Origin of the sequence: Kitasatospora sp. NPDC090308, from assembly GCF_044769485.1 — a bacterium.
In the GTDB taxonomy this organism is placed as follows: Bacteria; Actinomycetota; Actinomycetes; order Streptomycetales; family Streptomycetaceae; genus Kitasatospora; species Kitasatospora fiedleri.
In genome coordinates this window covers 323,068-343,936 of the sequence record NZ_JBIVXY010000007.1, presented here as the reverse complement: position 1 = coordinate 343,936, position 20,869 = coordinate 323,068, and the positions used below count along the sequence as shown (strand labels likewise).

Genomic DNA, 20,869 nt, shown 5'->3' with positions numbered 1-20,869 from the left:
GCCGCGCTCAGGCCCCGGCGGCGGGATCGCCGGGCGCACCGGGCCCGCCGGACCCGCCGGATGCGTCCGGCTCGTCGGACCCGCCCGGCTCGTCGGGCTCCTCGGCCGGGGGCCGCTCGGCGGACGGGCCGCCGGAGGTCCACTTGAGGGCGACCTTGAAGGTGGCCTTCCCGCCGACACCGGTCAGCGCGGCCACCACACCGCCGCGCCCGGCGGCCAGCTCCAGCCCGAACTCGACCGACACCTCGTCGGGCCGGACCGCCGCGACCGCGTCGCGCACATTGGCGGCGACGGCGTGCAGCGACTCCTGCAACCCCTCCAGCCGGGTGGCCAGTTGGTCGCCCAGCCCGGTGTCGCGCGGACCCGACGGGCCGTCCACCAGCGCCCAGACCGTCTGCCCGTCCGGCATCGCCAACTCGACCAGCTGCTGCATCTCCCCGCCCCTCGCCACGGCGCCGCTCCCCGCGGCGGCCCCCATGCTAGAACGTCCGCGCCGCGGGCCGGGCCGGAGTCCCGGAACCGGGCACCCGGGCCGGGAGGAGGGGGTGCGGGCGGAACGCGCCGCGCCGGCGGAGGCCCGGCGGCGCGCGGCCGACGCCCGGCGGGGCGCTCTCCACGGCCGTCCGACGCCCGGAGGTGATCGGTCCCGTCGGCGGGGTAGGCGGTGCGGCGGCACCGCACTGCCGTAGCTTCGAATCCGTTCAGGACTTGATCAAGTATGGCGAAGCATGACCGAGAGAAGGCCGTCGCTATGACCGATCGCGGTTCCCCCGCACTGCATCCCGCGGTGAAGGGCCCCGCCCGCCTGGCCCTGATCGTCGGGGCACTGGGGGTGGTGTTCGGGGACATCGGGACCAGCCCGATCTACACCCTGCAGACGGTGTTCGACCCGGACGACCCGCACCCGGTGCCGGTCAGCACGGACAACGTGTACGGCGTGGTGTCGCTGGTGTTCTGGTCGGTGGTGGTCGTCGTGCTGGTCACCTACGTGCTGCTGGCGATGCGCGCCGACAACGACGGCGAGGGCGGCATCATGGCGCTGATCACCCTGATCCGGCGCTCGGGCGCGAAGGCCGGGCGGAAGGCGGCGGCCGTGCTGACCGTGCTGGGGATCTTCGGCGCGGCGCTGTTCTTCGGCGACAGCATGATCACCCCGGCGATCTCGGTGCTGTCCGCCGTGGAGGGCCTGGAGGTCGTCCAGCCCTCCCTGAAGGACGCGGTGGTGCCGCTGACGGCGGGCATCCTGGTCCTGCTGTTCCTGGCGCAGCGCCGGGGAACGGCGGCGGTGGGGCGGGTGTTCGGGCCGGTGATGATCCTCTGGTTCACCGTGGTCGGGGCGTGCGGCGTGCGCGGGATCACCGAGCACCCGCAGATCCTGCGCGCGCTGTCGCCGACGTACGCGCTGGGCTTCTTCGTCGGCCACTTCGGCACGGCGTTCTTCGCGCTCGCCGCGGTCGTCCTCGCGGTCACCGGGGCGGAGGCGCTCTACGCCGACATGGGGCACTTCGGCCGTCCCGCGATCACCCGGGGCTGGCTGTTCCTGGTGTTCCCCGCGTGCATCCTCAGCTACCTGGGACAGGGCGCGCTGATCCTGGACGACCCGGCGAACATCAGCAGCCCCTTCTTCCTGCTGGCACCGGGCTGGGCCCGCTGGCCGATCGTGCTCCTGGCCACCGCCGCCACCGTGATCGCCTCCCAGGCCGTGATCACCGGCGCGTACTCGGTCACCTCCCAGGCCGCGCAGCTCGGCTACCTGCCGCGCCTGCGGATCGCCCACACCTCGGAGTCGACGATCGGCCAGATCTACGTCCCGTGGGTCAACTGGCTGCTGATGGTCTCCGTGCTCACCCTGGTCTTCGCCTTCCGCAGTTCCGCCGCCCTGGCCTTCGCCTTCGGCATGGCCGTCACCGGCACGATCACCATCACCACCCTGCTGTTCTTCTACCTGGCCCGCACCCGCTGGCACACGCCGCTCTGGCTGCTCGCCGTCGGCGCGACCGCGCTGCTCACCGTCGACCTGCTGTTCGTCGCGGCGAACGCCACCAAGTTCTTCCACGGCGCGTGGCTGCCGCTGCTGATCGGCCTGGCCGTGTTCACCGTGATGACGACCTGGCAGCACGGCCGGCGGACCGTCACCGCCGAGCGGGAGCGGCGCGAGGGCCCGCTGCGGGAGTTCGTCGACCAGCTGCACGACGGGCGGGTGCCGGCCGCCCTGGTCCCCGGCACCGCGGTCTTCCTCAACCGGGGCAAGGAGACCACCCCGCTGGCGCTGCGCGCCAACGTCGAGCACAACCACGTCCGGCACGGCCAGCTGGTCATCCTGTCGATCAGCACCGAACCGGTGCCGCGCGTCCCGGAGGAGGAGCGGTGCGTGGTCGACAGCCTCGGCTACGCCGAGGACGGGATCGTCCACGTCACCGCCAGGTACGGCTACATGGAGACGCCGGACGTGCCCGCCACGCTCGCCCTGCTCGACCCGGCCGACACCGAGGGGCCGCTCGACCTCGACCAGGCGTCGTACTTCCTGTCGAAGATCGAGCTCCGCCGGGGGGAGCAGCCGACCATGGCGCCCTGGCGCAAGCGCCTGTTCATCGCCACCTCCTACATCACCTCCGACGCCGCCGAGTACTTCGGCCTGCCCCGGGACCGGACGGTGATCATGGGCGCGCAGATCGAGGTGTAGCCGGTTCGGGGGAGTGGTGCGGGGAGGCGGCCCGTTCACCGGCGAGGGCGCACCCCGTCAACGTTCCGTCAGGGCGGACCGGACCGGTGCAGTCGCCGCGTCAAGAACCGGCCGGTCCGCGGACGGCGGGTGTCCACTGGAGGCACGGACGGGGCCTGCCGGAGGCTCCCGCCGCTCCCGGACGAAAGCGACCACGCCATGACCGACCTGCGGCTCGTCCCCGCGTCGCCCGCGCCCGCGTCGCCCGCGCCCGCACCCGCGCCCACGGCGGACCGGAACGGGTCCGGCGGAGCGGACCTCCGTCGACCACCGCGCGGCCCGGCGCCCGGGGCGCTGCCCGAGGGCACCGACGAGGACCGGCGGGCACCCGGCCGGGCCCACCGCGCGGCGGGCGCCGGGCACTGCCGCTTCGCCGCGTCCTACGAGGACTGACAGCACGCCTCCCGCCGGAGCCGGGGGGCCGCCCCGCCCGGCAGTCCCGGCCCGGTGCGCGCGGAATCTGCGCACGGGGTTCACACCGCGGTCGCCGGGAGGACCGGGCCGCCGTGCTGCCATGGAGACATGGCACACGTGTCGTTCCTCGTCGTCCTGGTCGTCGTGACGGCCCTCGCCTTCGACTTCACCAACGGTTTCCACGACACCGCCAACGCCATGGCCACCTCGATCGCCACCGGCGCGCTCAGCCCGCGGACCGCCGTGCTGATCAGCGGCGTCCTCAACCTGGCGGGCGCGTTCCTGTCGACCGAGGTGGCCCGGACGGTCTCGGGCGGCATCGTGGACGACGCGCTGGTCACCCCGGGGGTGATCTTCGCGGGGCTGGTCGGCGCGATCCTGTGGAACCTGACGACCTGGCTGCTGGGCCTGCCCTCCAGTTCCTCGCACGCCCTGTTCGGCGGCCTCATCGGGGCGGTCTGCGTGGGCGTCGGGACCGGCGGCGTCCACTTCGTCACGGTGGTGCAGAAGGTCCTGCTGCCCGCGCTGCTCTCCCCGCTGATCGCCGGCGCGGCGGCCCTGCCCGCCACCTACCTCGCCTACCGGCTGACCTCGGGCGGTCGGCGCGACCGCCCGGAGGTCGCAGGGTCCGCAGGGACCGCGCGAACCGGGCCCGCCGACGCGGCCGTCCCCGAGCGCGGCTTCCGGGTCGGGCAGGTCTTCTCGGCGTCCCTGGTCTCGCTCGCCCACGGCACCAACGACGCCCAGAAGACCATGGGCATCATCACACTGACCCTCATCTCGGCCGGGGCGCTGGACAGTTCGGCCGGGCCGCCGCTGTGGGTCGTGGCGACGGCGGGTCTGGCCATCTCGCTGGGCACCTACCTGGGGGGCTGGCGGATCATCCGGACGATGGGCCGGGGCATCACGGACATCCACCCGCCGCAGGGCTTCGCCGCCGAGACCGCCGCCACCGCCGTCATCCTCTCCTCCGCGCACCTCGGCTTCCCGCTGTCCACCACGCAGGTGTGCTCGGGCGGCATCCTCGGCGCCGGGCTGGGCCGCCGGCTCGCCGAGGTGCGCTGGGGCACCGCCGGGCGGGTCGCCGTCGGCTGGGCGCTGACCCTGCCCGCCGCCGCGGCGGTCGGCGCGCTGGCCGCGCTGCTGGTGGTGCACGGCGGCACCGCCGGGATCGCCGTCACCGCGCTGGCGGCGCTCGCGCTCAGCACCGTGATCGTCCTCGCGGCCCGGCGGACGCCGGTCGACGCCTCGAACGTCAACGACGACCACACGGTGGCCGTGCGTCCGGCCCCCGCGTCCGCCTGATCCGTCCCACCGCGCCCCGGGAGGGCCCGTGCACATCGACTGGACCGCGCTCGGCCAGGTCGCCCTGGTCGGCATCGGCGCCACCACCGCCCTGGTCGGCCTGTTCGCGACGGGCCTGCGGGCCGCGGACCGCGCGGCGGCGGCCCCCGCGCCCCGGCGGCCGCCGCTGCGGCTGGCCGCCGGCCTGTGCTTCCTGGCCTGCCTGACCGCCACCGCCTACGGCCTCTACCTGATCGTGCCCGCCTTCCACTGAGCGTCCGGCGAACCCGGCGAACCCGGCGAACCCGGCGAACCCGGCGGGTCCGGCGGGTCCGGCGGGTCCGGCGACGCGCTGCCCGGCGCGGGAGGTCCCCGGGGACGCGGCCCCGCTCCCGGGGGAGGTGCGAACGGGCCTCAGGCGAGCGGGCCTCAGGCGAGCGGGATCTCGGCCTCCCGGGTGCCCGCCGGGAAGGGGTGGCGGCGGCCCGCGTGCCGGAGGTTCCAGGGCTTGGGGCTGTCGGTGGTCACCAGCAGCCGGTCGCCCGCGCGGCGGACGGTGAAGACCGCCGCCGCCCCGGTGCCGGAGGTCTCCGGGACGACCACCTCGCGGACGGCGCCGTCCGCGAAGGAGTGCACCAGCAGGGTGAGGCCGTCGGCCCAGTCGGAGACCGGGCGGGAGTCGTCGGCGGCGAGCGGGAGGACCGAGTCGGGGCGGGCCAGCAGCGGGAGGGTGGCGAAGCCGTGGCGTTCGCGGACCCAGCGCGGGCCGGTGACCGCGTCGCCGGTCAGCACGTTCGTCCAGACGCCCGCGGGCACGTAGTACTCCACCGTGCCGTCCTCGGTGAACACCGGTGCCACCAGCAGGTCGCCGCCCAGCAGGTACTGCCGGTCGAGCGCGGCGACCGCCGGATCGGACGGGAACTCCAGCAGCATCGCCCGCATCACCGGCGTGCCGTGCAGGTGCGCCTGCTGGGCGGCGTACTGGAGGTAGGGGGCGAGCCGGTGCTTGAGCCGGGTGAAGGCGCGGGTGACGTCCACCGCCTCCTCGCCGTAGTCCCACGGCACCCGGTACGACTTGGAGCCGTGCAGGCGGCTGTGCGAGGACAGCAGGCCGAACTGCACCCAGCGCTTGAACACCGCCTCGGTCGGGGTGCCCTCGAAGCCGCCGATGTCGTGGCTCCAGAACCCGAAGCCGGACAGGCCCAGCGACAGGCCGCCGCGCAGCGACTCCGCCATCGCGGTGAACGTCGACTCGCAGTCGCCGCCCCAGTGCACCGGGAACCGCTGGCCGCCCGCCGTCGCCGAGCGGGCGAACAGCACCGCCTCGCCCTCGCCGCGCTCCGCGCGCAGCAGCTCGAACACCGCCTCGTTGTAGCGCTGGGCGTACAGGTTGTGCATCCGCTCCGGGTCGCTGCCGTCGTGCCAGACCACGTCGGTGGGGATGCGCTCGCCGAAGTCGGTCTTGAAGCAGTCCACGCCCTGGCCGAGCAGCCGGCGCAGCCGCTCGGTGAACCAGGCCGTCGCCGCCGGGTTGGTGAAGTCCACCAGCGCCATGCCCGGCTGCCACAGGTCCCACTGCCAGACCGTGCCGTCGGCGCGGCGCACCAGGTAGCCCTCGCGCCGGCCCTCCTCGAACAGCTCGGAGCGCTGCGCCAGGTACGGGTTGATCCACACGCACAGCCTCAGGCCCTGCTCCTTCAACCGGGCCAGCATGCCCACCGGGTCGGGGAAGGTGTCCGGGTCCCAGACGAAGTCGCTCCAGTGGTAGCCGCGCATCCAGAAGCAGTCGAAGTGGAAGACGCTCAGCGGGATGCCGCGCTCGGCCATCCCCCGGGTGAAGCGGGTGACGGTCGCCTCGTCGTAGTCGGTGGTGAAGGAGGTGGACAGCCACAGGCCCAGCGCCCACGCGGGCGGCAGGGCGGGGCGGCCGAGCAGCCCGGTGTAGCGGGCCAGCACCTGCTTGGGCGTGGGCCCCCGGAAGACCAGGAACTCCATCGACTGGTCCTCGACGCTGAACTGCACCTGCCCGACGGCCTCCGAGGCCACCTCGTACGAGACCCGCCCGGGGTGGTTGACCAGCACGCCGTAGCCGCGGCTGCTCAGGTGGAACGGGACGTTCTTGTACGCCTGTTCGCTGCTGGTGCCGCCGTCGGCCTGCCAGATGTCCACCGTCTGGCCGTTCTTGACGAACGGGGTGAACCGCTCGCCCAGCCCGTACACCGACTCGCCGACGCCGAGCGCGAGTTGGGCCACCATGTGGTGCCGGCCGTCGGCGTCGACGGCGAAGCCCAGGCCGCGCCCGCCCAGCGAGGTGATCGGCTCGCCGTCGGAGCGGAACTCGGCCTTCCACGGGCCGGCGGTGTCCACCCGCAGGGTCAGCCCGCCGGAGCGGAGCTCGACCGCCGTGCCGTCCCGGACCACCGTCCCGGCGCCGTCCGTGCGGCCGACCAGCTCGAACCCGCCGCCGGGGCGCACGGACCCGGCGTGGTGGGTGAACCGGACGGCGATCACGCCCTCGGCGGGGGAGTGGCAGTCGACGGTCAGCAGCGGGGAGTTGAGGGTGTCGGCCCGGTCGGCGACCCGCCGCAGCGGCGCCCACAGGGTGAACCGGTCCGGCTCGGTGCGGACGTCGGCGACCTCGGCGGCGTAGCGGTTGGTCACGCCCGGGCGCATCAGCCAGTAGCCGTCGGTGAACTTCATCGGGGGATCTCCAAGCGGAAGGGCGGGGCGGGGGTGCGGGCGGCGGGGCGGTCGCTCAGGCGACGGTGAACGCGGTGAGCCGGACCGGCCCGCGCAGGGCGACCCGCAGGTCGTGCACGCCCTCCGGGACCCCGGACAGCGCGGCGGTGACGGTCCGCCGGGCGTGGCGGTGGCCGGTGTGCGGCACGGCGACGGTGGCCAGCACCGCGCCGTCCACCGCGAACTCCACCACCGCGCGGTCCGCGTCGACCAGCGCGACCTCCACCGAGACCTCCCGGGCACCGGTCAACTCCGTCGCGGAGAAGAGCAGTTCGGCGTCCTGTCCGGCGGGGGTGACCGCGTCGCCGGACTCCCGGGCGGCGTCGACCAGGGCGGCGCCCCGGTGCGCGTCGAAGTCCGCGGCGCCGGTGCGGCGGCCCAGGACGGCGCGCGGCGCCGGGGCCGGGCCCTCGACGGTGACCTCGGCGGTGGCGCGGACGTCCTCGGCGGAGGCCGCGGCGAGCAGCCGGTAGCGGCCCGGGTCGACGGTGAACGCGCCGGTGGCGACGTCCCAGTGCGCCAGGTGGGCGGCGACCGGGAGGTCGAAGACCAGGCGGCGGCTCTCGCCGGGTGCCAGGGTGAGCTTGCGGAAGTCGGCGAGCCGGCGGCGCGGCGCCTGGTAGCGGGCCGCCGGCGCGCACGCGTACAGCTGCACCACCTCGGTGCCGCCGCGGGGGCCGGTGTTGGTCACCGTCAGCGCCGCCCGCACGCTGCCGTCCCGGCCCACGGTGGCCGCGTCGAGCTCCAACTCCCCGTACCGGAAGGTGCCGTAGGACAGGCCGTGGCCGAACGGGTAGCGCGGCGCGGCCTCGTGGTACTGGTACGTCCAGCCGGCCTGGATGATGTCGTAGTCCAGCGGGTGCGGCAGCTCGTCGTCGCCGCGGTACCAGGTCTGCGGGAGCCGGCCGGCCGGGTCGGCGTCGCCGAACAGCACGTCGGCGAGGGCGTGGCCGGTCTCCTGGCCGGCGTGCGAGGTCCACAGGACGGCGGGCAGGTGCGCATCGGCCCAGTCGACGGCGTACGGGTAGCTGCTCGTCACGATCAGCGCGGTCTCCGGGCGGACGGCGGCGACCGCCTCCAGCAGCTCCTGCTGGGCTGGCGGCAGGGCCAGGTCCCGGCGGTCCTCGGTCTCGCGGCCGTGGATCAGCGGGTGGTTGCCGAGCACGACCAGGGCGAGGTCGGCGCCGGCCGCCGCCGCGACGGCCTCCGCCCGTCCGTCGCGCAGCAGTTCGCGGGTGAAGCGCTCGGCGTCCGCCGGGTCCGCGGCGGTGACCCGGACGGTGCCGTCGGCGTCCAGCGCCGCGTACCGGCCGCTCAGCACGGAGCGCAGCAGCACGCCGCCTTCCACCTCGTCCAGGCGGAAGGTCTCGTGCACGTCCCAGCTCTTGATCACGGCCCGGTCGGCGACCAGCGAGCCGTCCGCCCCGACGGAGAGGAAACGCCCGCTGTCGGCGGCGCGCAGGGTGAGCACGCCCAGGCCCCAGTCGCCCAGGTCGAAGGCGGTGCCGTTCAGCGGCTCGCCGGTGGCGGTGGAGCGCAGCAGGATCCGGTCGGCGCCCTCGTGCACCGTCAACTCGCCTCCGGCGGGGGCGAGTCGGGCGCGCAGGCCGTCGGCGACGGTGACCGCGTAGGGCAGCGTGCCGGAGTACCAGTCCTCGAACAGGGCGTCGCCGTGCGGGCCGATCACGGCGATCCTCCGCGTCGGGTCGGTGAGCGGCAGCAGGCCGGTGTTCTTCAGCAGCACGGTGCAGCCGGCGGCGGCCCGGCGGGCCAGCGCACGGTGCGGGGCGCTGTCGACCACCTCGGCGCCGATCTGCGCGTACGGGTCCAGCTCGGGGTCGAACTCGCCCAGCCGGAAGCGGAGTTCGAACTGGCGGCGGACCGCGCGGTCGATGTCCTCCTGGTCGATCAGGCCGCGCTCCAGGGCCTCGCGGAGCCGGCCGAGGACGGTCCCGCTGTCCTCGCCGTGGTCGGTGAAGGAGTCGATGCCGGCCTTCAGCGCGGCGGCGTGGCCCTCGGCGTGGTCGTCGAAGTAGCGCTCCGGGTCGACCAGGTTGGAGGGCGCCTCGGCGTCGGAGACCACGAACAGCCGGTGGCCGGTCGGCTCGGCCCAGCGGCGCAGCTCGGTCTCCAGCAGCGGGGAGACGTGGCAGGGGCGGCCGTTGACCAGGTTGTACGCGGCCATCACCCCGGTGGCCGCGCCGGAGGCGACCACCGGTCTGAACGCGGCCAGGTCGTACTCGTGCAGCACGCGCGGGCGCAGGCCGGAGGAGGTGGTGCAGCGGTCGTCCTCGTTGTTGTACCCGAGGAAGTGCTTGAGCACCGGGGCGGCCCGCAGGCGGGTCGGGTCGTCGCCGGCCAGGCCGCGGCAGAACGCCTCGCCGAGGCGGGCGGTGTGCACCGGGTCCTCGGAGTAGCCCTCCTCGTTGCGGCCCCAGCGCGGGTCGCGCAGCAGGTTCAGCACCGGGGCCCAGACCTGCAGGCTGTTGGGACCGCGGTCGGGGGCGACGGCGGCCGGGCGGTGGTGGTGGAAGGCCCGCAGTTCGACCGAGACCGCCTCGGCGACCTCGCGGACCAGTTCCTCGTCCCAGCTCGCGCCGAGGCCGACGGCCTGCGGGAACACGGTGGCCGCACCCAGCCAGGAGACGCCGTGCAGGGCCTCCGCGCCGGTGCGGAACGCGCCGACGCCCAGGCGGGGCACGGCGGGGGCGTACTGGTGGAGCATCGAGAGGCGCTCGGCGGGGGAGAGCCTGGACAGCAGATCGTCGACGCGCTTGTCCAGCGGAAGCGCGGAATCGCGGAACGGGAACCGCTCGGCGGCGGAAGGGGACGGGGAACTCAACGGGCTCACCCCAGGATGATCGTGCGGTGCGGTCGGTCGTCGAAGCGGATCGACGCTGACACGAAGCATGAACCCTGTCAACTCCCGTTGGCTACAGGGAAAATGAATTTGTCCAGGCACTTGTCCAATCGGAAACGTGTCGTTAGTGTCACCGCAACATCAAGCGCTTCGACAGTCAAGCGCTTCGACAGCGCCCGGTGCCGGGCGTCGCGGAAGGGCCTCCCCACCATGAGAACCGAGCTGAACCGCAGATCCTTCGTCACCGCCGCCGTCTCCGTCGCCGGAGCCGCGGCGATGACCCCCCTGCTGGCCGCCTGCGGGGGCGGCGGCTCGAAGCACAGGACGGGCGCGAACTCGGCCGACGGCGTCAAGTCGGCCCTGCCGGCCTTCACCGCCAGCACCTCCGTGACCCCGGACATCCCCTCGGTGACCGGCGCGGACGGCGCGATGACCGACCCGGCCTTCCTGACCTACCCGGCCGACCCGGTCGCCACGGTCACCGGCGTGCCCGGCAAGGGCGGCAGCTACTCGGCCGTCACCCCGCTGTGGGGCACCGTCCCGCCCGCGGGCAACTCGTTCTACACCGCGATGAACAAGGCGCTCGGCGTCACGCTCGAGATGAAGCCGGCCGACGGCAACAACTACGCCACCATCATCCCCACCATGACCGCGGCCAAGAAGCTGCCGGACTGGATCCAGCTCCCGACCTGGTGGAACCCGAACTTCAACGTCGGCGAGCTCGCCGCCTCCCAGTTCGCCGACCTCACCCCCTTCCTGGCCGGCGACAGGATCGGCAGGTACCCGAACCTGGCGGCCATCCCCACCGGCGCGTGGCAGGCCGGCATCTGGGGCGACAAGCTCTACGGCATCCCCTCCTTCTCCACCGGCTTCTCCATCGCGGGCACCACCTTCTACCGGCGGGACGTCCTCGAGGCCAGGGGCATCACCGCGGACCAGGTCAAGACGCTCGACGATCTGATGGGCCTGGGCAAGGAGCTCACCGACGAGAAGGCCGGCACCTGGGCCTTCGACGACGTGTGGACCTACCTCTTCCCGTTCTTCGACGTCCCCAACAAGTGGAAGCTCACCGACGGCAAGCTCGTCCACAAGTACGAGACCCCGGAGCTGCTGGAGGCCCTGGACTGGCACCACAGGCTCGCCGCCTCCGGCTGCCTGCACCCCGACGCGATCGCCGGCAACAACGCCGACGCCAACACCCGCTTCTACGCGGGCAAGACCCTGATCCAGGGCGGCGGCACCGGCGCCTGGAACCTCGCCGACCAGCTCTCCGGCGCCGCCGCCGCCCCCGGCTACCGCCGCGGCTCGTTCGACTTCCTCACCGCGAAGAGCGGCGGCACGCCCAGGCTGTTCATGGGCTCCTCCACCAGCCTGATGAGCTACCTCAACGCCAAGCTCAAGCCCGAGCAGATCGAGGAACTGCTCGCGGTCGCCGACTACCTGGCCGCGCCGTACGGCTCCGCCGAGTACACCATGGTCAACTTCGGCGTCGAGGGCATCCACCACACCCGGGTCGACGGCGTGCCGACCTTCACCGACGAGGGCAAGAAGGACGTCCAGGCGCAGACCTACCCCTTCCTGGCCACCGCCTCCTCGGTCGTCTCCAACCCCGGCGCCGACCAGGTCACCAAGGACATCGCCGCCTTCCAGGCCGCCAACGTCAAGCACCTCTACAAGCCGCTGTTCTGGAACATGAACATCTCGATGCCGCAGAACATCGCCACCGTCGACACCGCGCAGGCCGTCGAGGACACCATCAAGGACTGCTACCACGGCAAGAAGAAGGTCTCCGACGTCCAGGCCGCCATCTCCACCTGGAAGTCCGGCGGCGGCGACCGCCTCAAGCAGTGGATGACCGACAACGTCCTGAGCACGTACGGAACGGGTCAGTGAGCACGGCGCGACCGGAACGGGGCGAGGACACCACCACCGGCCGGAGGAGCACCGGCCGCAGCGGCGCCGTCCGGCTGGACTGGCGGGTCAGGCTGCGGCGCGACCGGACGCTGCTGCTGATGACCCTCCCGGCCGTGGTCCTGCTGCTGATCTTCAACTACGCGCCGCTGTTCGGCCTGGTCACCGCCTTCCAGTACTACGACCCGCTGGTCGGCGTGCGCGACAGCGAGTGGGCCGGCCTCGCGCAGTTCCAGCAGCTCTTCCACGATCCGCTGTTCTGGGGGGCGCTGAAGAACACCCTCTGGCTCAGCCTGGTCCAGCTGGTGCTGTTCTTCCCCGTCCCGATCGCGCTGGCCCTGCTGCTCAACACGGTGCTCAGCGAACGGCTGCGCAACTTCGTCCAGTCCGTGGTCTACCTGCCGCACTTCTTCTCCTGGGTGCTGGCCGTCACGATCTTCCAGCAGATGCTCGGCGGCGCGGGAATCCTCAACCACTTCCTGCGGCAGAACGACATCGCCCCCTGGGACATCACCACCAACCCGCACACCTTCGTCCTCCTGGTCACCTCGCAGGCGATCTGGAAGGAGGCCGGCTGGGGCATCATCGTCTTCCTCGCCGCACTGGCCGCCATCAACACCGACCTGTACGAGGCCGCCGCCGTCGACGGCGCCGGACGCTGGCGCCGCACCTGGCACATCACCCTGCCCGGCCTGCGCGGCGTGATCGTGCTGATGCTGGTGCTGCGCCTGGGCAACGCGCTGACCGTCGGCTTCGAACAGTTCCTGATCCAGCGCGAGGCGGTCGGCCACGAATCCGCCGACGTGCTCGACACCTTCTCCTTCTACTACGGCATCGCCACCGGCAACTACAGCTTCGGCGCCGCGGCCGGCCTCTTCAAGAGCGTCATCTCGCTGCTGCTGATCTGGGGGGCCAACAAGCTGGCACACGCCTTCGGCGAGGACGGGTTGTACCGCAGATGAGCCAGACACCCACCACCGTCCGCGAGGGCACCGCGTCCGCGGCGCCCGCCGCCCCCGCACCCCGCCCGGCCGGGACCGGCCGCCCCCGCGCCCGGGCCGGGCGGGCCCCCTGGGAGGAGCCGCCCACCGCGCTCGGCCGGGGCGCCAAGGGCATCACCCTGGTCGGCGTGGTCGCCGCCGTGGCCGTCCCGCTCTGGATCATCGTGCTGACCAGCGTCTCCACCCCCGGCGCCGTCAACCGGGCCGGCGGGCTGGTGATCCGGCCCGACGGCCTCACCCTCGACGCCTACCGGCAGATGCTCGGCGACGGCACCGTCCGCACCGCCCTGATGGTCAGCCTCGCCGTCACCCTGGTCGGCACCGCCGTCTCGATGGCCGTCTCGGTGACGGCCGCCTACGGGCTGTCCCGCTCCGGGTCCTTCGCGCACCGGCCGATCCTCACCCTGCTGGTCGTCACCATGTTCGTCAGCGGCGGACTGATCCCGAGCTTCCTGGTGGTCACCGGCCTCGGCGGCTACGACCGGTGGTGGTCGCTGGTCCTGCCCAGCGCCGTGTCGGTGTTCAACATCCTGGTGCTGCGCTCGTTCTACTCCACCACCTCCGCCGACCTGATCGACGCCGCCCGCATCGACGGCGCCGGCGACTGGCGCATCCTGTGGTCGGTGGTGCTGCCCACCTCCCGGGCCGTCACCGCCGTCATCGCGCTGTTCTACGCGGTCGGCTACTGGAACTCGTTCTTCAACGTCATGCTCTACCTGCCGACCTCGGCCGAGAAGTGGCCGCTGCAGTACGTGCTGCTGACCTACGTCAACCGCGGCAACGGACTGCCCGGCTCCGTCAACTCCGGCTTCGGGGCCGCCAATGCGCAGACCGCGCCGCTCACCCTGCAGATGGCCGTCGTGGTCCTCACCCTGGTGCCGCTGCTGCTGGTGTACCCGTTCATGCAGAAGCACTTCCGCACCGGCGTCCTCACCGGCGCCGTCAAGGGCTGAACCACCACCGAGCCACGGCGGGAGCCGCGCACGACCCGGCGTCAGTAACCTGGCGCCGCAGGGGGCCGCACACCCCACCGACCAGGAAAGCAGGAACCGCACCCATGGTGACTCTCGCCGACGTGGCCCGGCACGCGGGCGTCTCGCCCAGCACCGTCAGCTACGTGCTCAGCGGCAAGCGCTCGATCTCGGAGGCCACCCGCCGCCGCGTCCAGCACGCCGTCGAGGAACTCGGCTACCACCCCAACGCCGGCGCCCGGGCGCTCGCCGGCCGGCGCTCCCACATCATCGCCCTCGTCGTGCCGCTGCGCACCGACGTGTACGTGCCGATCATGATGGAGATCGCCGTCTCGGTCACCATGGCGGCCCGCCAGCACGGCTACGACGTGCTGCTGATCACCAACGACGAGGGCCCCGACGGGGTCCGCCGGGTCGCCGCCAGCGGCCTGGCGGACGGGGTCATCCTGATGGACGTCGAACTCGACGACGAGCGCATCCCGGTCCTGCGCGACCAGGGCATCCAGGCCGCGACGATCGGCCTGCCCGCCGACAGCACCGGCCTGTCCTGCGTCGACCACGACTTCGCCGCCGCCGGCGCCCAGTGCGCCGACCACCTGGCCGACCTCGGCCACCGCGACGTCGCCTTCATCGGCTACGCGCCCGCCGTCTACCACCGCCACGCCGGGTACGCCGAACGCACCCTGACGGGGTTTCGAGAGCGCGCCCTCGAACGCGGCCTGAGATTCCTGCACCGTCCCTGCGAAGGAACCTACGAATCCACGGCCGGCACCCTGGCGCGCATCCTCGCCGACCGGCCCGACACCACCGGCTTCGTGGTGCAGAACGAGAACGCCATCGGCCCGCTGCTGCAACTGCTGCCCACCAGCGGACGCACCGTCCCCGAGGACGCCTCGGTGGTCGCGCTCTGCCCCGAACAGCTCGCCGAGCAGTACGCCCCCGGCCTGACCGCCGTCACCGGCCCCGCCCAGGAACTCGGCCGGGTCGCCGTCGACCAGGTGATGCGCCGGATCGCCGCCGCCGAACGCGGAACCGAACCCGAGGACGAACTTGTCCTGCTCACCCCCGTCCTGACGCCCCGTCAGAGCAGCGGCCCGCTGCTCGCCCCCGTCCCGCCCGTCCGAAGGGGGGAGCGCCGCCCGTGACGGCCCCCGGCCGGGGCACCGGCCGAGGACGCCGGCCGGGTCGCGGCCGGTACGCCGCCGAAGGCGCCGCCCCCTGCGACTGGTTCGACCTCCAGCCCCTCCGCCAGGGCGACCGACCGGACAGGAACACCCGCATGCCCGACCTGAACGACGCCACCCGCGGCCGCATCCTCTACGGCGGCGACTACAACCCCGAGCAGTGGCCCGAGGAGACCTGGCAGGAGGACGTCCGCCTGATGCGGCAGGCCGGCGTCACCAGCGTCACCGTCGGCGTGTTCTCCTGGGCCCGGCTCGAACCCGCCCCCGGCGCCTACGACTTCGGCTGGCTCGACCGGCTGCTCGACCTGCTGCACCAGCACGGCATCGGCGTCGTCCTGGCCACCCCCACCGCCTCCCCGCCGCCCTGGCTCGGCCACCGCCACCCCGAGACACTGCCGCGGGCCGAGAACGGCACCACCGTCTGGTACGGCTCCCGCAACCAGTTCTGCGCCTCCTCCCCGGAGTACCGCCGCCGCGCCGCCGCCGTCACCGAACGGCTCGCCGCCCGCTACGGCGCGCACCCCGCGCTCGTCCTCTGGCACGTCAACAACGAGTACGGCACGCACTGCTGGTGCGACGCCACCGCCGCCCACTTCCGGCGCTGGCTGCGGGACCGGCACGGCACCCTGGAGGAGCTCAACTCCGCCTGGGGCACCGCCTTCTGGAGCCAGCACTACGCCGAGTGGGACGAGATCCTGCCGCCCCGCCAGGCCCAGTACATCCGCAACCCCGCCCAGCTGCTCGACTTCGCCCGCTTCACCTCCGACGCCCTGCTGGAGTGCTACACCGCCGAGCACGCCATCGTCGCCCGGCACAGCCCCGGCATCCCCGTCACCACCAACCACATGCCGTTCTGGCGCGGCCAGGACGGCTGGGCCTGGGCCGAGCGGCAGGACGTCGTCGCGCTCGACATCTACCCCGACCCCGACGCCGCCCTCGGCGCCCAGCACGGCGCCCTGGTCCAGGACCTCGCCCGCTCGCTGGCCGGCGGCCCCTGGATGCTGATGGAACAGGCCACCGGAGCCGTCAACTGGCGCCCCGTCAACCGGCCCAAGCCGGCCGGCCTGATGCGGCTGTGGTCGCTGCAGGCCGTCGCCCGCGGCGCCGACGCGGTCTGCTTCTTCCAGTGGCGCCAATCCCGGCAGGGCGCCGAGAAGTTCCACTCCGCGATGCTCCCGCACTCCGGCACCGGCAACCGGGTCTTCCGCGAGGCCGCCGCGCTCGGCGCCGACCTCGACCGGCTCGGCCCCGCCGTCTCCGGCACCCGCGTCACCGCCGGGGCCGCCCTGCTGCACGACTGGGACGCCTGGTGGGCGGGCGAACAGCCCGGCCGCCCCTCCGAACTGCTCGACTACCAGGAGAACGTCACCGCCTGGCACCGCGCCCTGTGGGAGGCCAACCACACCACCGACCTCGCCCACCCCGCCGCCGACCTGACGCCCTACCGCCTGGTCGTCATCCCCTCGCTCTACCTGCTCACCGACGCCGCCCTCGACAACCTCGCCGCCTACGTCCGCACCGGCGGCACCCTGGTGACCGGCTACTTCACCGGCGTCGCCGACCACCAGGACCGCATCCGCCCCGGCGGCGTCGACGCCCGGCTGCGCGAGGTGCTCGGCCTCGCCGCCGTCCACCAGTGGTGGCCGCTGCGCGCCGACGAGAGCGTCCGCTGCACCACCGCCGACGGCGCGGACTTCCACGGCACCCTGTGGGCCGAGGAACTGGAGACCGCCGGCGCCGAGACGGTGGCCCGCTACGGCGACGGCGAACTCGCCGGGTACCCCGCCGTCACCCGCCACCCCCACGGCCGGGGCACCGCCTGGTACCTCTCCACCCGCCCCGACCCCGACGCCCTGCGCGCCCTGCTGACCCGCGCCGCCCGCGAAGCCGGACTCCGCCCCGCCGCCGCCCACCTGCCCCCGGGCGTCGAGGCGGTCCGCCGCGGCGACCTGCTGTTCCTGCTCAACCACGGTGCGCAGCAGGTGCGTTGCGAACTGCCCGGACACTGGGACGACCTGCTGACCGGCCGGACCGCCACCGCCGCCGTCACCCTGGAGCGCCACGGCGCCGCCGTCCTGCGCCCGGCCGCCCGGTGAACCCGCCCCGCCGGCGCGGCAGTTGGGAACCGGCCCCGGCCGCCCGCTGGGAGGACGCGCTGCTCACCGGCAACGGCACCCACGGCGCGATGGTGCACGGCCGCACCCGCGAGGAACTCGTCGTCGTCAACCACCACCTGCTGCTGCGCCCCAACGGCGGCGAACGGGCCCTCGCGCCCGACGTCGCCGGGCAGTTGGAGGACCTCCGGGACGCCGTCCTGACCGGCCGCGCCCGCGCCGCCGTCGCCCGCCAGGTCACCGCGCCGCTCCAGTGGGTCCGCCCCTTCCACCCCGCCCTCGCCCTGCGACTGCGCCGCCCCGCCACCCCCGCCGACGGCTACCGGCGCGAAGTCGACTACCGCACCGGCGTGGTGGCCACCCACTGGGACGGCCGCCGCGCCGAGACCTTCGCCTCGCGCGCCGACGACCTCCTCGTCCACCGCGAAGTGGGCACCGGAGAGCTGGAGCTGACCCACCACTGGCGGCTCGACGGCGCCCCCGCCGACCTCGACGTCCGCACCCGCGCCGAGACCGGACCGGGCGGCCCGGTGCTGCGCACCGACGTCCGCCACCCCGACACCCCCTACGGCTACACCTGTTGGACGCACGTCCGCGCCACCGGCGGCACCCTGCGCACCGACGGCGCCGCCGTGCACGCCGAGGGCTGCGCCGAAGTGCTGCTGCTCACCCGGGTCCGCCCCTGGGAGGACCCGCAGCCGCCGCCGCTGCCCGACCTGCCCCACGCCGAACTGCTGCGCCGCCACCTCGCCCGGCACACCCCCGCCTACGACCGGGTCGAACTCGACCTCGGCGCGCCCGAGGAGCACCGCGACCTGCCCGGCTCCGCGCTGCTCGCCGACCCGGAGAAGCACCGGGCCGCCCTGCTGGAGCGGCTGTTCGACGCCGGACGCCACCACCTGCTGAGCTCCGCCGGCACCCTGCCGCCCCGGCTCACCGGCCTGTGGACCGGCTCCTGGGACACCGCCTGGAGCGGCGCGCTCACCTGCGACGCCAACCTCAACCTCCAGGTCGCCTCCGCCGCCGCGGCCGCCCTCCCCGAAGTCAGCCGCGCCCACGCCGCCTTCGTCGCGGGCCAGTTGGCGCACTGGCGGAGCAACGCCCGCCGCCTGTTCGGCCTGCCCGGACTCGTCGCCCCCGCCCACACCGACGGCCGCTCCGGCCACGCCTACCACTACAGCGAGGACTACCCGCTGCACCTGTGGACCGCCGGAGCGCACTGGCTGCTGCACCCCCTGCTCGACCACGTCGACACCACCGGCGACACCGCGATGGACCGGGAACTCGTCCGCCCCGCCCTCGCCGAGACCGCCGACTTCTACCGCGCCTTCCTCACCCGCACCGGACCCGACGGCCGCCTGCTGGTCGTCCCCTCCTACTCGCCCGAGAACACCCCGCACGGCGCCGACAGCCCGATCAGCGTCAACGCCGCCATGGACCTCGCCGCCGCCCGCCACACCCTCACCGCCACCGGCCACCACCGGCTCGCCGACCGGCTGCCCCCCTACCGGATCAACTCCCGGGGGGCGCTCGCCGAATGGGCCTGGCCCGCCGCCCCCGACCACCAGCAGCACCGGCACCTCAGCCACCTGCACCCGGTCTGGCCGCTCGGCGAGATCAACCCGCTCGACACCCCCGACCTGGCCGCCGCCGCCCACCGCGCCCTCCACCTGCGCGGCAGCGAGAACCACTCCGCCCACGGCCACCTGCACCGCGCCCTGGTCGCCGCCCGCCTCGGCGACGCCGACCTGCTCGGCGCGGCCCTCGACGCCGTCCTGCACGGACGCTTCTTCCACCCCTCGCTGATGAGCTCGCACTACCCGGACCTCGACGTGTACAACGCCGACGCCGCCCACACCCTCCCCGGCGTGCTGATCGAAGCACTCCTGCACTCCACCCCCGAACGGATCGTCCTGCTCCCCGCCCCGCCCGCCCACCTGCCGCGCGGCACCGTCCGCGGCCTGCGCACCCGCTGCCGGACCACCCTCACCACGCTGTCCTGGGACACCGCCCAGGGCCGCCTGGACGCCGTGCTGCTCGCCGACACCGACCGCACCGTCACCGTCCACCTCGGCACCGACCCCGACCGGCCCCCGACCCGCCTCGACCTGCGGGCCGGCCACCCCACCCCCCTGCACCTCGACCACCACCGGAGCTGAACCCCCGTGCCGCTCACCGACCTCGACCTCGACGACCTGCGCACCTACCGCCCCGACCTCGCCGCCCCCGCCGACTTCGACGCGTTCTGGGCCGACACCCTCGCCACCGCCCGCGCCGCCGACGGCACCGTCACCGCCGAACTCCGCACCGACACCCGGCTGACCGCCTTCGACGTGCACGACGTCCGCTTCCCCGGCTGGAACGGCGAACCCGTCGCCGCCTGGCTGCTGCTCCCGCGCGGCAGCACCGAACCGCTGCCCGTCATCGTCAAGTACCTCGGCTACACCTGCGGCCGGGCCCTGCCCGCCGAGCACCTGCTGCCGCCCGCCGCCGGCTACGCCCACCTGGTCGTCGACAGCCGCGGCCAGGGCCACGACACCCCCGACCGGGGCGAGGGCGGCGGCACCCAGTGGGTCGAGGGCTTCATGACCCGCGGCATCGACAGCCCCCGCCACCACTACTACCGCCGCCTGATCACCGACTGCGTCCGCGCCCTCGACGCCCTCCCGCAGCTGCCCGGCACCGACCCCGCCCGCGTCGTCGTCTCCGGCGCCAGCCAGGGCGGCGGCCTCGCCCTCGCCGTCGCCGCGCTCGCCCCCGGGCGGGTCGCCGCGCTGCTCAGCGACGTCCCGTTCCTGTGCCACTTCCGGCGCGCCGTGCAGATCGCCGGCGAGGGCCCCTACCCCGAGATCGCCAAGTACCTGCGCTGGCACAGCCGGGAGCAGGAGGAGCGGACCTTCGCCACGCTGGCCTACTTCGACGGCGTCCACTTCGCGCCCCGGGCCAGCGCCCCCGCCCTGTTCAGCGTCGGCCTGATGGACCCGGTCTGCCCGCCCTCCACCGTCTTCGCCGCCTACCACCGCTACGGCGGCCCCGCCGCCATCGAGGTCTGGCGCTTCGCCGACCACGGCGGCGGCTACGGCTCCACCCCGGTCAAGCAGCTCGACTGGCTCGCCGGGCACGGCCTCGCCCCGAAGAGCGCCGGCTGACCGGACCGGCCGACCGCCGCAGCGCCGCCCGGGCGTTCACCGCTCGGCCGGTCGCGGTCGCGGGGGACCGGTGCTCGGGCACGTCGGCGTCCGGGCCGCGCGGAGGGAGCGCACCGCAGGGGCCGCCTGCGGCCGGGAGGCCGCAGGCGGCGAGGGGGCTCAGGCCCAGATCGACAGGCGGGCGGCGTTCGGGACGACGTCGCAGAAGTAGGTGACCGCCTCGCCGCGGGCCACGTAGCCCTTGCCGGCCGCCTCGCACGCGGCGCCGCTCGGGTACATGCCGACGTAGACGAACCCGGCGGCCTGGGCGGACGGGGCGACCAGTAGGGCGGCCGAGGCCAGCAGGGCGGTCAGGCCGAGAGCCGAAATCGCTTTGCGCATGGGTGGGTTGTTGCCTTCCTCTTCTGGGGGAGGGCGTTCCGGTCGTGATGATCCGGTGCCGGTGAGCAGCTTCCTTCAGCGGCGGACCGCGCGGCAATGGTCGAGACCAATTCGGCCGGAAGTCGCCGGGAGCGGCGCG

Annotated in this window: 14 protein-coding genes; 10 read left to right on the top strand and 4 right to left on the bottom strand. The window is 74.1% G+C overall.

Features of this window, described 5'->3' with window-relative positions; genetic code table 11:
* Positions 1 to 7: 7 nt before the first annotated feature.
* Positions 8 to 433, bottom strand: coding sequence for a CU044_2847 family protein (locus tag ACIQVD_RS19440; protein ID WP_402290613.1), 426 nt, complete (start codon positions 431 to 433; stop codon positions 8 to 10).
* A gap of 318 nt (positions 434 to 751) precedes the next feature.
* Here ACIQVD_RS19440 and ACIQVD_RS19435 point away from each other — a divergent pair, with 318 nt between their 5' ends.
* From ACIQVD_RS19435 to ACIQVD_RS19425, 3 genes are all read left to right on the top strand, one after another.
* Entirely contained in the window at positions 752 to 2,683 is a 1,932-nt protein-coding gene (locus ACIQVD_RS19435) for a potassium transporter Kup (protein WP_402290610.1), read from the top strand.
* A gap of 561 nt (positions 2,684 to 3,244) precedes the next feature.
* Positions 3,245 to 4,441, top strand: coding sequence for an anion permease (locus tag ACIQVD_RS19430; RefSeq protein ID WP_400680935.1), 1,197 nt, complete (start codon positions 3,245 to 3,247; stop codon positions 4,439 to 4,441).
* Positions 4,442 to 4,469: 28 nt separating this feature from the next.
* A complete protein-coding gene (locus ACIQVD_RS19425) occupies positions 4,470 to 4,694 on the top strand; it encodes a hypothetical protein (RefSeq protein ID WP_400680938.1) in 225 nt (74 codons plus the stop codon).
* Between the two features lie 155 nt (positions 4,695 to 4,849).
* On the opposite strand, the gene yicI is transcribed toward ACIQVD_RS19425, so the two are convergent.
* Complete coding sequence (gene yicI / locus ACIQVD_RS19420; RefSeq protein WP_402290606.1) at positions 4,850 to 7,120, bottom strand: alpha-xylosidase; 2,271 nt, start codon at positions 7,118 to 7,120, stop codon at positions 4,850 to 4,852.
* A gap of 55 nt (positions 7,121 to 7,175) precedes the next feature.
* Positions 7,176 to 10,001 carry a glycoside hydrolase family 3 C-terminal domain-containing protein gene (locus ACIQVD_RS19415; RefSeq protein WP_402290664.1) on the bottom strand — a complete coding sequence of 942 codons (2,826 nt, stop codon included), beginning with the start codon at positions 9,999 to 10,001 and terminating at the stop codon, positions 7,176 to 7,178.
* 228 nt (positions 10,002 to 10,229) lie between these two features.
* Here ACIQVD_RS19415 and ACIQVD_RS19410 point away from each other — a divergent pair, with 228 nt between their 5' ends.
* The 7 genes from ACIQVD_RS19410 to ACIQVD_RS19380 all read left to right on the top strand — a co-directional run bounded on the left by ACIQVD_RS19410 (position 10,230) and on the right by ACIQVD_RS19380 (position 20,349).
* Complete coding sequence (locus ACIQVD_RS19410) at positions 10,230 to 11,912, top strand: Tat pathway signal sequence domain protein (protein ID WP_402290604.1); 1,683 nt, start codon at positions 10,230 to 10,232, stop codon at positions 11,910 to 11,912.
* Positions 11,909 to 12,892 (top strand): ABC transporter permease, encoded by a 984-nt coding sequence (locus tag ACIQVD_RS19405; protein ID WP_402290602.1) that lies wholly within the window; start codon positions 11,909 to 11,911, stop codon positions 12,890 to 12,892. Before ACIQVD_RS19410 ends, ACIQVD_RS19405 begins: the two co-directional genes overlap by 4 nt.
* Positions 12,889 to 13,884 carry a carbohydrate ABC transporter permease gene (locus tag ACIQVD_RS19400; RefSeq protein WP_402290600.1) on the top strand — a complete coding sequence of 332 codons (996 nt, stop codon included), beginning with the start codon at positions 12,889 to 12,891 and terminating at the stop codon, positions 13,882 to 13,884. Before ACIQVD_RS19405 ends, ACIQVD_RS19400 begins: the two co-directional genes overlap by 4 nt.
* Before the next feature lie 104 nt (positions 13,885 to 13,988).
* Positions 13,989 to 15,047: a LacI family DNA-binding transcriptional regulator gene (locus tag ACIQVD_RS19395; RefSeq protein ID WP_402290598.1), complete on the top strand. Its 1,059-nt coding sequence runs from the start codon at positions 13,989 to 13,991 to the stop codon at positions 15,045 to 15,047.
* 134 nt (positions 15,048 to 15,181) lie between these two features.
* Positions 15,182 to 17,182 (top strand): beta-galactosidase, encoded by a 2,001-nt coding sequence (locus ACIQVD_RS19390; protein ID WP_402290596.1) that lies wholly within the window; start codon positions 15,182 to 15,184, stop codon positions 17,180 to 17,182.
* Positions 17,179 to 19,359 carry a glycosyl hydrolase family 95 catalytic domain-containing protein gene (locus tag ACIQVD_RS19385; protein ID WP_402290593.1) on the top strand — a complete coding sequence of 727 codons (2,181 nt, stop codon included), beginning with the start codon at positions 17,179 to 17,181 and terminating at the stop codon, positions 19,357 to 19,359. The genes ACIQVD_RS19390 and ACIQVD_RS19385 overlap by 4 nt, the downstream gene beginning before the upstream one ends.
* Positions 19,360 to 19,365: 6 nt before the next feature.
* Positions 19,366 to 20,349 (top strand): acetylxylan esterase, encoded by a 984-nt coding sequence (locus ACIQVD_RS19380; RefSeq protein ID WP_402290590.1) that lies wholly within the window; start codon positions 19,366 to 19,368, stop codon positions 20,347 to 20,349.
* Between the two features lie 159 nt (positions 20,350 to 20,508).
* Here ACIQVD_RS19380 and ACIQVD_RS19375 read toward each other — a convergent pair whose 3' ends face one another.
* Positions 20,509 to 20,730, bottom strand: coding sequence for a hypothetical protein (locus ACIQVD_RS19375; protein WP_400680954.1), 222 nt, complete (start codon positions 20,728 to 20,730; stop codon positions 20,509 to 20,511).
* Positions 20,731 to 20,869: the final 139 nt, after the last annotated feature.

Bases quoted from the DNA above. Each gene is read 5' to 3' on its own strand.
- ACIQVD_RS19440 (WP_402290613.1), bottom strand. From the start codon at position 433: ATGCAGCAGCTGGTCGAGTTGGCGATGCCGGACGGGCAGACGGTCTGG.
- ACIQVD_RS19435 (WP_402290610.1), top strand. From the start codon at position 752: ATGACCGATCGCGGTTCCCCCGCACTGCATCCCGCGGTGAAGGGCCCC.
- ACIQVD_RS19430 (WP_400680935.1), top strand. From the start codon at position 3,245: ATGGCACACGTGTCGTTCCTCGTCGTCCTGGTCGTCGTGACGGCCCTC.
- yicI (WP_402290606.1), bottom strand. From the start codon at position 7,120: ATGAAGTTCACCGACGGCTACTGGCTGATGCGCCCGGGCGTGACCAAC.
- ACIQVD_RS19410 (WP_402290604.1), top strand. From the start codon at position 10,230: ATGAGAACCGAGCTGAACCGCAGATCCTTCGTCACCGCCGCCGTCTCC.
- ACIQVD_RS19400 (WP_402290600.1), top strand. From the start codon at position 12,889: ATGAGCCAGACACCCACCACCGTCCGCGAGGGCACCGCGTCCGCGGCG.
- ACIQVD_RS19395 (WP_402290598.1), top strand. From the start codon at position 13,989: ATGGTGACTCTCGCCGACGTGGCCCGGCACGCGGGCGTCTCGCCCAGC.
- ACIQVD_RS19390 (WP_402290596.1), top strand. From the start codon at position 15,182: ATGCCCGACCTGAACGACGCCACCCGCGGCCGCATCCTCTACGGCGGC.
- ACIQVD_RS19375 (WP_400680954.1), bottom strand. From the start codon at position 20,730: ATGCGCAAAGCGATTTCGGCTCTCGGCCTGACCGCCCTGCTGGCCTCG.